This is a genomic window from Vibrio sp. FF145, assembly GCF_041439075.1.
GTDB lineage: Bacteria > Pseudomonadota > Gammaproteobacteria > Enterobacterales > Vibrionaceae > Vibrio > Vibrio tasmaniensis_A.
The window spans coordinates 1-8,943 of sequence record NZ_JBGONH010000086.1 but is presented as its reverse complement, the minus strand read 5'-3'; the positions used below and the strand labels follow the sequence as shown (position 1 = coordinate 8,943).

Genomic DNA, 8,943 nt, shown 5'->3' with positions numbered 1-8,943 from the left:
GATCTTATTCTTCGCGCTGAAAGATTAGAATGCGGGGTTCATGACACGCTTACATTACACCAGGCCATTTCACGATTTGTGGAACACGCATGCCGCCTTCGTAAGTTGTGCCTTTCTCACCGTGGAAAGGAGATGTACCGCCGTCAGGCCATGTAAACTTTTCTGCACCGTTATCGGTAGAAAGGATAACAATCGTGTTGTCTGCAACTTCTAAGCGTTCAAGAGTATCAAGCAACGCGCCGACGTTGTCGTCTAATTGAGCCATACCATCAGCGTAGATGCCTTGACCTGAAATGCCGCTGTAATGCTCGTTCAGACGAGTCCAAACGTGCATACGAGTCGAGTTGTACCAGATAAAGAACGGCTTATCTTCTTTTACAGATTTCTCCATGAACGTGATAGCCGCTTCGGTAAAGTCCTCATCGATGTTTTCCATACGAGCACGAGTCAGTGGACCCGTATCTTCGATTTTGCCATCAGAGGTTGCTTTGATAACGCCGCGAGGCCCGTAGTTCTTTCTGAATTCTGGGTCTTTTGGGTAAAAGTAGGTTTCAGGCTCTTCTTCCGCGTTTAAGTGGTAAAGGTTACCAAAGAACTCATCAAAACCATGGTTTGTAGGAAGGTGTTTGTCTTGATCGCCTAAGTGATTTTTACCGAATTGCGCAGTCGCGTAGCCTTCTTCTTTAAGAGCATCACCAATGGTAGGAGCCCAGTCAGGAATACCATGCGAAGAACCTGGCATACCGATGGTAAGTAGGCCGGTACGGAAAGGGTGTTGCCCAGTCACGAACGAAGCACGGCCAGCCGTACAAGATTGTTGTGCGTACATATCCGTAAAAATAGCACCCTCGTTAGCAATACGGTCGATGTTAGGCGTTTCGTAGCCCATCATTCCACGGTTGTATGCACTAGTGTTGTAGTATCCAAGATCATCTGCCCAGATAGCAAGAATGTTCGGTTGGTCTGCCGCAGCGACGCCTTGAGCAACGCTGAGTGCGCTCATTGCTAACACGGTTTTGGTTAATTTAGTCAAGGTAATGTCCTTTCTTTAGTTTCTATTTGTTTAGAAAGAAAATACCAATTTTGTATTAACTCAGAGGACTACTGGGTATGAATTCTAGTTACGTAAAGGATCATCCGTTTAGTCTTTCCAGTGTCCCGCTTACTGTTCAACCCCGACTTTGCTCATGAGTCAAATTAATGTCGACTTAAATACTAGTGCAGAAAATACCTAACTCGTCGTATAAAACACGGGTTTTTGCTTATTCTCGAGGTGATGTATGTCCCGTCAAATATCTGTCTCTCACTTTTATAATTCTATTAATGTACATGTAACTAAAATGTGTTATTGATTGATTTATCGTTAATGGGGCGGATCTTTTTTGTTTGAATGTATTGATGATGTCACTACTGGCGGGCAGGGCCGCTACAAAAATTCAACCCCATTACTGATAAAAAATCATAACAATAACTCGATCGCACTAGCCGCATATCCATGCTTTGATGCGATCAATTAGATACTTATAGTTAATTTAGTAAAGACGAGCCATGTATATGAATATAAAGAAAAAGCTCTATTCGTTGGGGGTGTTCTCCATCTTCGGCATGATTTCATTGTTGTTTACCACATCTCAATTTGCGGACACCACCGCTAAAATGAGCGAAGCCAAACAAATTACCAAAGAACTTGAAGTGCGACTGCTAAACCTTCGTCGTAACGAGAAAGATTTCTTACTTCGCAGTGATCTGAAATACCTCGACAAGTTCGACGTAAATTACAAAAAATTCTTAGCGTCTGAATCTGAGCTTAATGCTGTGCTGAATGATCTGGGTTTGGCCAACAGTACGCATTTGCGTGAAGATATCGAAACGTACCACACAAGCTTTGTTAACCTTGTTAAAGCCAGCCAAGTGTATGGACTAGCACGAGACAAAGGATTGTTAGGGGAATTTCATGCTGTACTCGATAACATAAGTGCTTCAGCAAGCGCCGAGCAAAAAATTGAACTGTATCTCTTCAATGATTTGATCGAGAAGGGTGAGTTCGACCCAAGTGTTCTGTCTATTACTTCTAATGCGGGTGGCTCAGCTGCTTTGATAGAAGCAGCTCGTCAAGTCGTAGATCAGAAACGAGTGATAGGGTTAAAACATAACGAAGGGTTACTAGGACAAGCGCGTACAGGTTCGCACGTTATCGAGACTCAATTCAAAGAATTCTCGGCCGTGTTAGATCAACAGGCACAGCAAGAGATGGATAAACTATCGCTGATCAACAACACCCTTTGCGTCACACTGTTAGTGGCGATCATTCTATTCAGCTGGTTAATCGTACGTTCAATCATCGGTAAGATTGAATCTCTACTTACTGTGATCCGTAATATTGTCGACTCGAACGACGTGTCTATTCGTGCGACGGAGAATGGCAAAGACGAACTCGGTAAGCTAGGCGAATACTTCAATCAACTGCTAGATCAGCTTGAAGGGTTGATAGCAACGTCTCAATCTAAGTCGCATCAGTTGACACAAAGTACGTCGAGCATGCATGACGAGCTTGAATCGGTCATCAAACAGTTCGAAGTTCAAGCAAACCACACCTCAACAATGACAACTTCAGTGCAAGAGATGGTACTGACTATTGGGGAGATATCAGAAAGTACATCGGTTGCCGCTGAAGGCGTTCATCAAGCGAAAGTGAATGCCGACAAAGGTCGTGAAGTGGTGGTTGATACCATCAATAACATTACCCAGTTGTCTGAACGCCTTTCAAGTAGCCAAGATTCGATTAGTTCTTTGAATCACCATGTCGATCAAATTGGTAGTGCCGTTAACATTATCCAAGGTATTGCGGAACAGACTAATTTATTGGCATTAAACGCAGCCATTGAAGCCGCTCGTGCTGGTGAGCAAGGTCGTGGCTTTGCCGTTGTTGCGGATGAAGTCCGAGCGTTAGCAAGCAGAACGCACCAATCAACCACTGAAATCACCAGTGTAGTCACTGCAATCCAGAGCCAAATGAATGCTTCTATGACAGAGATTGGCGAGTGTAATCAACAAGGCCAGCTGACACTTAAAGATTCAGAAGAACTGGATGCAAGCTTGCAACTGATCTTGAGTGATATGGAAAGCATTCAAGGCAACTCAGAACGTATTGCTTCAGCGATTGAAGAGCAGGGTGCCGTAATGACACAAGTGAGTGACTCAATTACTGAGTTGAATACCATCTCGAATGATAACAACGCTTCGGCGCAGCATTGCTTGGTCGAAGTCGATAAAGTAGCCGAGCAAGCGAACGATATGGACCAAGCGGTAGCGCAGTTCAAGACGTCATAAGACTTCTAGAGCAAGTTATAAACCAAATACGTTAAGTATTTGAAACCCAAGGCGTGAATTATTCGCGCCTTTTTTGTGCCTGAAGAATAGGCAAGTGCCTGAATCGATAGAAATAAGAATAAGGCATTACAAAATAGACTTAAGTATCTGTGGAATAAAACTAAAATAATGACAGACTAACGATGAACGAACGCATTGACGTGAGCCATATCTTTGGCGCGTTTCAAATAAACGTTAAATCTTACGGAAGAGGAACAGCATGCACTACGACGTATTCAATGGAGACGCAGACGGCATCATCGCGTTGCTACAACTGCGATTAAGTGAACCAAGAAAAAGCGTACTCGTTACCGGTGTAAAGCGTGATATTAAGTTGGTTTCTCAAGTTGCCAGTCAAATCATAGAGCCGGGCAATCCAAATGATGTCTCTTCCGTTACCGTTCTTGATGTGTCGATGGAGAAGAACCTGCCAGCATTGCACTCACTGTTAGATGCCAACATCGATGTGTTTTACTGCGATCACCATCGAACAGGGGACGTGCCAACCTCTGAGCATTTAGACACTCTGATAGACACCTCGGCAGAGAGTTGCACGAGTTTATTGATTAACCGGAAGCTAAATGGTGCACACGTAGCTTGGGCAATCGCGGCGGCCTTTGGTGATAATTTAAAAGTAGTGGCCGCACAGTTAGCTGATGAAAATGGATTCGAACAATCACAAATTGAGTTCTTAGAAGAGCTAGGCACCTTGGTTAATTACAACGGCTACGGCACATCATTGAGCGATCTACATTTCACGCCAGTTGAGCTCTACCAAACCCTTTATCAATATCCGAATCCGTTCGATCTTATGGATGACACAGACTCGGTGTTTTATCGACTACGAGCTGCTTACCAAAATGACCGCCAGCAACTATCAAACCTTGCCGCTGTTTATGAAAGTAAAGTCGCACGTGTGTTTGAACTGCCCGGTGAGACTTGGGCAAGACGTATCAGCGGTGTATTTGGCAATGAGATCGTGAATCAAGATCCAAACCGAGCGCAAGCAGTATTAACGAAAAACCAAGATGGCGAATCTTATACTGTTAGCCTAAGAGCACCACTATCCAATAGAACAGGCGCAGATGAAATTTGCTCTAGCTTTGTAACTGGTGGAGGAAGAAAAGCAGCGGCTGGCATTAATCAACTTAGCGAACTTGATAGAGGGAATTTCATTTCACTGTTGGACGCTTATTATTCGCCGAGTGTTGAGCGCTAACTAAAATAGTAGCGAGAGTGAATAGGGTAAAGAGAGGCCATTTGGCTTCTTTTTTTGTGTCTAAAGTCACCAAAATAAGCCTTTCAAAAACTTAGTTAGCATCAAATTCGGCACTTCACATTGTATGACATCAAAGTAAGAGTGATTATCAATTGTATTAATTTGGGGGGAACTGCACTATACGCATATTGAATCTTCAGTATATTGAATATCCTTATAATGAATCTTGCCCAGGTCGACCTTAACCTACTCGTTATTCTTAAACACCTTCTTGAAGAGAAGCACGTATCAAACACAGCCTTGGCGTTGGACATGAGCCAACCGACGGTGAGTCGTTCACTACAAAAACTACGAACGGTATTCAACGATGACTTGTTAGTCCGCGCAGCCTATGGTTATGAGTTAACCCCGAAAGCAGAAGTCATTAAGCAAGACCTCAACTCTGTGCTCACACGCCTTGAGAAATTGGTCCATGGAGACGTATTTGAACCGCAGACGAGTAATAGTACCGTTCGGTTCTTTGGCTTGGTTCCTCAGGTTTCACACCTTTTGCCAAAAGTCGTGGCACAAATCCGCCAACAAGCGCCGAATATGGTTGTCGATATCGACTCGATTCCTAAACGACACTTTGAACCTCTGTTATCAGGTGATGCGCACTTTGTATTGTCGACGCATGAACCATTAAGTTCTGAACAAAACCTGTATCGAATGTTCGTAATCAGTCGCGATTATCGGTTATTAATGAGCAAAGACCACCCTCTGGCGGATAAAGAGATCACCGTTGATGATTTATTGAGTAGCCAACTCGGCCAGATCTCACTGCAAGGGGATAAGAAGCTCTCGATTGAAAGTCGTTTCAAAGATTTGGGCTTGATCGATAAGCAGCGTCAGCTATCGATACCGATTCAACTGTCTAACTTTAACGTCGCTCCAGATATGGCTGAAGCGACCGATATCATCTTTCACCTGCCGACACCTTTTGCTCAACAAGCAGCAAAACAGAGAAACCTTGTTTGTAAACGCGTACCCAAAGCGATCAGGAGCCCATCAGAAGACGTATATCTCTACTGGCATAAACGTTTCCACAATGACCCTATGTGTCGTTGGATTCGTGAACTATTTAAAGAGACATACTCCTAAATTATCTGGCACATGAATGTTACTGGCTTAATGCTAATGAATTGAATATATGTTGCCTGCATTATTTGATAGGTGAATAATCATAATGAATTTTCAGCATGAAACTTTCGTTGATTGGAGTGATAACTGGTTGTTTAATGCAAACCATTATCATTACTAATTACATATAAGAATAAATATCATGTCTGAGAAATCTCTGTTGATTCGCAAGCCTCTTTTGGCTCGCAAGCACCTTATAGTTCGCAAACCTCTTATGATTCGTAAACCCCTTTCGGTCGCAGTAGCTGTTATTTGCACCTCACTATCGGCTAACGTGTTAGCGCAAAAAGAAGCGCAAGCGACAGATGAGCAAATGGTTGTTACGGCAACTCGTACTGAAATGGCTCTAAAACAAGTGCCAGCTTCAATGTCGGTTATCACCGCTCAAGACATCGAAGACAGCCCTGGAATCACTTTGGCTGACATCGTTGCAGAATCAACGAGTGTGGAATCTGATTTTGATAGCACACGTGCTGGCCGTCAGATGATCTCTATTCGTGGTATGGATTCAGACTATACGCTTATCATGGTGAATGGCCGTCGCTTAAGCTCTGCAAGTGCCATCATTCGTGGTAACGATTTCGATCTCTCGACTATTCCAGCTGAGTCAATCGAACGTGTTGAAATCATCCGCGGCCCAATGTCTGCACTTTACGGTTCAGATGGTATGGGTGGCACAATCAACATCATCACCAAAGCTCCAGAAAATGATTGGAGCTCAACGATTAACATGGACACTTCATCTCCATTAGACGGAGATGGTGGCGAAGAATATTCTGTTGGTTTTACTACGTCCGGTGCATTGATTGATGATGAGTTGTTTGCGCGTTTTTCTTTAAATCAAACCTCGCGTGACGCATGGCAACCATATACAGGTAATGGTCGTGAAAATATTACCGCTCTAGAGGAACGCGACACTTTAAGTTTGCTTGCCAACCTGACATGGAATATGACAGACAATCAGACGATTGATTTAGACCTTGGCTATAGTGACGATAAACGTGATGGTTTAGCAGAACATGCTACAGGTTCGAACCTAGTGGATAGTAATGTTGTACGTAACAGTCAAGCGATTACACACAGCGGTTTTTGGAACTGGGGTGACACACAAGTTCGTTACTCTCGTGAAAACGTGACAGACAACGATGCCGCTGATCTAGGTAACAATTACAGTAGCGATGTAGAAGAGCTAACTCAAATAGTAGAAGCGTCAGCAACGACTTATCTCGGTGATAGTCACACCGTAACTTTTGGTATGGACTACCAGTTGAGCGAATTAACCAACAAAGAAAACTTGATCAACGGTACATCAGAAGCGTATCAAGGTGCTTTGTTTGTTCAAGACCAGTGGTTGATGACTGAACAACTCACCGCAACCATTGGTGGACGTTTAGATAAGCACGAATTGTACGGTGAAGAATTCAGCCCGCGTGTGTACTTAGTTCACCAAACGACTAATGACCTCATCATCAAAGGTGGTGTGGGTAAGGCGTTTAAAGCGCCTTCGTTAACTCAAAACCAAGCTGACTACACTGTTAATAGCTGCAAAGGGAAGTGTGATTTGTATGGCAATGAAAACCTGAAGCCTGAAACGAGCTTGAACTATGAAATTGCAGCAATATACAACCAACCACGTTGGAATGTTGAAGGTGCCTTGTTCCGCAACGAAATCAATGACCTTATTGATCGCGATGAAACGTACTGCGAGAACGGCGGAGTGTTTGAATCGGGTAAAGGGTGCGCAGACAGTTCTAGCTCTACTGGCTATGTGAAAGGGAAGCGTACTTATACCAATGTATCTGAGGCGGTGGTTCAAGGTGCCGAACTTACGGGTCAATTTCAGATTACCGATGAGTGGGGCGTGTCTGGTAACTACACGTTCTTAGACACAGAAGATAAGTCAACGGGTGAAGAACTGCTTGAGCGTTACAAGCATTCAGGTTTAGTTAAACTGAACTGGAGCCCAACTTTCGATCTGAATACCTTTATTAGTGCGCGTTACCGTGGTGAACGTAATATCGAAACTGATTTGACTCAAGATGCATACACTACTTTAAACATTGGTGGCGTATACAACATTAATGATTCGGTTAGAGTACGTGCAGGCATTACTAACTTGACTGATGAAGCTGTATCACAAGAGCTAGAGAGTATGGGTTATGTTGAAGAGCCACGTACTTACTACGTAGGTATGACAGCGGACTTCTAATCAATCTGTGTTTGATTTGGTAGCAAGATACATATAGAAACGAAGAACCCACATTGGCTCGATACTCTATAAAGAGAACGGCGAGTGTGGGTTCTTTTTTGTGTGCTTGTATCGGTTTAATTCGTTTGGAATTGGCTTACCTAGATTTTTACACAAGTGACCAAAGCATTACCTGATTTGGTATCCCAAGGCAGCAGCTTGTCATAATCGTGCTCAAAAATATGAACCTCAAAGTAGGGCTTCAATATCTCGATCAATTCCTTAAACGAGAATGCCACCATAGGGTGTTCGTCATTCCATACTTGAGTTTCACCCGCAGTCGTTTTTTCGATACTTAGCTTTAACATTTGCTTACTACCTTCGCCGGAGTAGTACCAACCTGAACGAAAGGTAAAGTCATCATGTTCTTTGTTGGCTGTATGTCGAACAAACAAGTCATTGCTTATCTTCTCTTTATCAACCACGTTGAAGCAGAAGACACCTTCGTGTTTCAAAGCTCGGTGCACGCTTGCAATGCACTCTTTTAGTCTCTCAATACCGTCGTTGTAATGGATGGAATACAAGAAACAAGTGATAAGATCGAGCGGTTCTGAGACCTCAAAGTTACTCATGTTTTGTACTGAAAAGTTAGCTTCAGGGCAACGAACTTGAGCAATGTCGAGCATTGGTTTATTCAGATCAAGGCCACTACTTTGATAGCCGTAATCAATAAAATGGCGAACGTGTGGTCCAGTGCCACATCCAAGGTCGAGGTGTGTTTTTCCTTCATTTCCAAAAATCTGATGTAACCTACGAACGCAGTCACTCTGCGCTTGGTAGTCAATATCGACACACATTAAATCATAGTAACCGGATAGGTCGGTATAGAGTGCGTTGGCGGACATGTTTGCCTGCAGCATTTGCTGAAAAAATTGGTTCATCGCGGCTTTCCGGGGAAAGCCGCTTTTATCTTCAAGAAGAAGTAGTC

General features: G+C 43.4%; 5 protein-coding genes and 1 pseudogene. 4 read left to right on the top strand and 2 right to left on the bottom strand.

Annotated features, from left to right (window positions below):
- Positions 1-52: 52 nt before the first annotated feature.
- Positions 53-1,003 (bottom strand): annotated as a pseudogene (locus ACED42_RS20980) (sulfatase-like hydrolase/transferase); the annotation flags it as partial.
- A 602-nt stretch (positions 1,004-1,605) separates the two neighbouring features.
- On the opposite strand from ACED42_RS20980, the gene ACED42_RS20975 reads away from it, so the two are divergent.
- From ACED42_RS20975 to ACED42_RS20960, 4 genes are all read left to right on the top strand, one after another.
- Complete coding sequence (locus ACED42_RS20975) at positions 1,606-3,330, top strand: methyl-accepting chemotaxis protein (protein WP_371695514.1); 1,725 nt, start codon at positions 1,606-1,608, stop codon at positions 3,328-3,330.
- Between the two features lie 259 nt (positions 3,331-3,589).
- Positions 3,590-4,588, top strand: a complete 999-nt coding sequence (locus tag ACED42_RS20970) for a hypothetical protein (RefSeq protein ID WP_017097447.1) — start codon at positions 3,590-3,592, stop codon at positions 4,586-4,588.
- A gap of 219 nt (positions 4,589-4,807) precedes the next feature.
- Positions 4,808-5,728, top strand: coding sequence for a LysR family transcriptional regulator (locus ACED42_RS20965; RefSeq protein WP_029223872.1), 921 nt, complete (start codon positions 4,808-4,810; stop codon positions 5,726-5,728).
- A gap of 253 nt (positions 5,729-5,981) precedes the next feature.
- Positions 5,982-7,976, top strand: coding sequence for a TonB-dependent receptor domain-containing protein (locus ACED42_RS20960; protein WP_371704002.1), 1,995 nt, complete (start codon positions 5,982-5,984; stop codon positions 7,974-7,976).
- Between the two features lie 140 nt (positions 7,977-8,116).
- Here ACED42_RS20960 and ACED42_RS20955 read toward each other — a convergent pair whose 3' ends face one another.
- The gene (locus ACED42_RS20955) at positions 8,117-8,860 is read right to left on the bottom strand and encodes a class I SAM-dependent methyltransferase (RefSeq protein WP_102248871.1); all 744 of its coding nucleotides are present in this window, start codon (positions 8,858-8,860) and stop codon (positions 8,117-8,119) included.
- Positions 8,861-8,943 lie beyond the last annotated feature (83 nt).

What these genes read in the sequence shown, in the direction of transcription:
- ACED42_RS20975 (WP_371695514.1), top strand. Translation starts at nt 1,606, where the DNA reads ATGATTTCATTGTTGTTTACCACATCTCAATTTGCGGACACCACCGCT.
- ACED42_RS20970 (WP_017097447.1), top strand. Translation starts at nt 3,590, where the DNA reads ATGCACTACGACGTATTCAATGGAGACGCAGACGGCATCATCGCGTTG.
- ACED42_RS20965 (WP_029223872.1), top strand. Translation starts at nt 4,808, where the DNA reads ATGAATCTTGCCCAGGTCGACCTTAACCTACTCGTTATTCTTAAACAC.
- ACED42_RS20960 (WP_371704002.1), top strand. Translation starts at nt 5,982, where the DNA reads ATGATTCGTAAACCCCTTTCGGTCGCAGTAGCTGTTATTTGCACCTCA.
- ACED42_RS20955 (WP_102248871.1), bottom strand. Translation starts at nt 8,860, where the DNA reads ATGTCCGCCAACGCACTCTATACCGACCTATCCGGTTACTATGATTTA.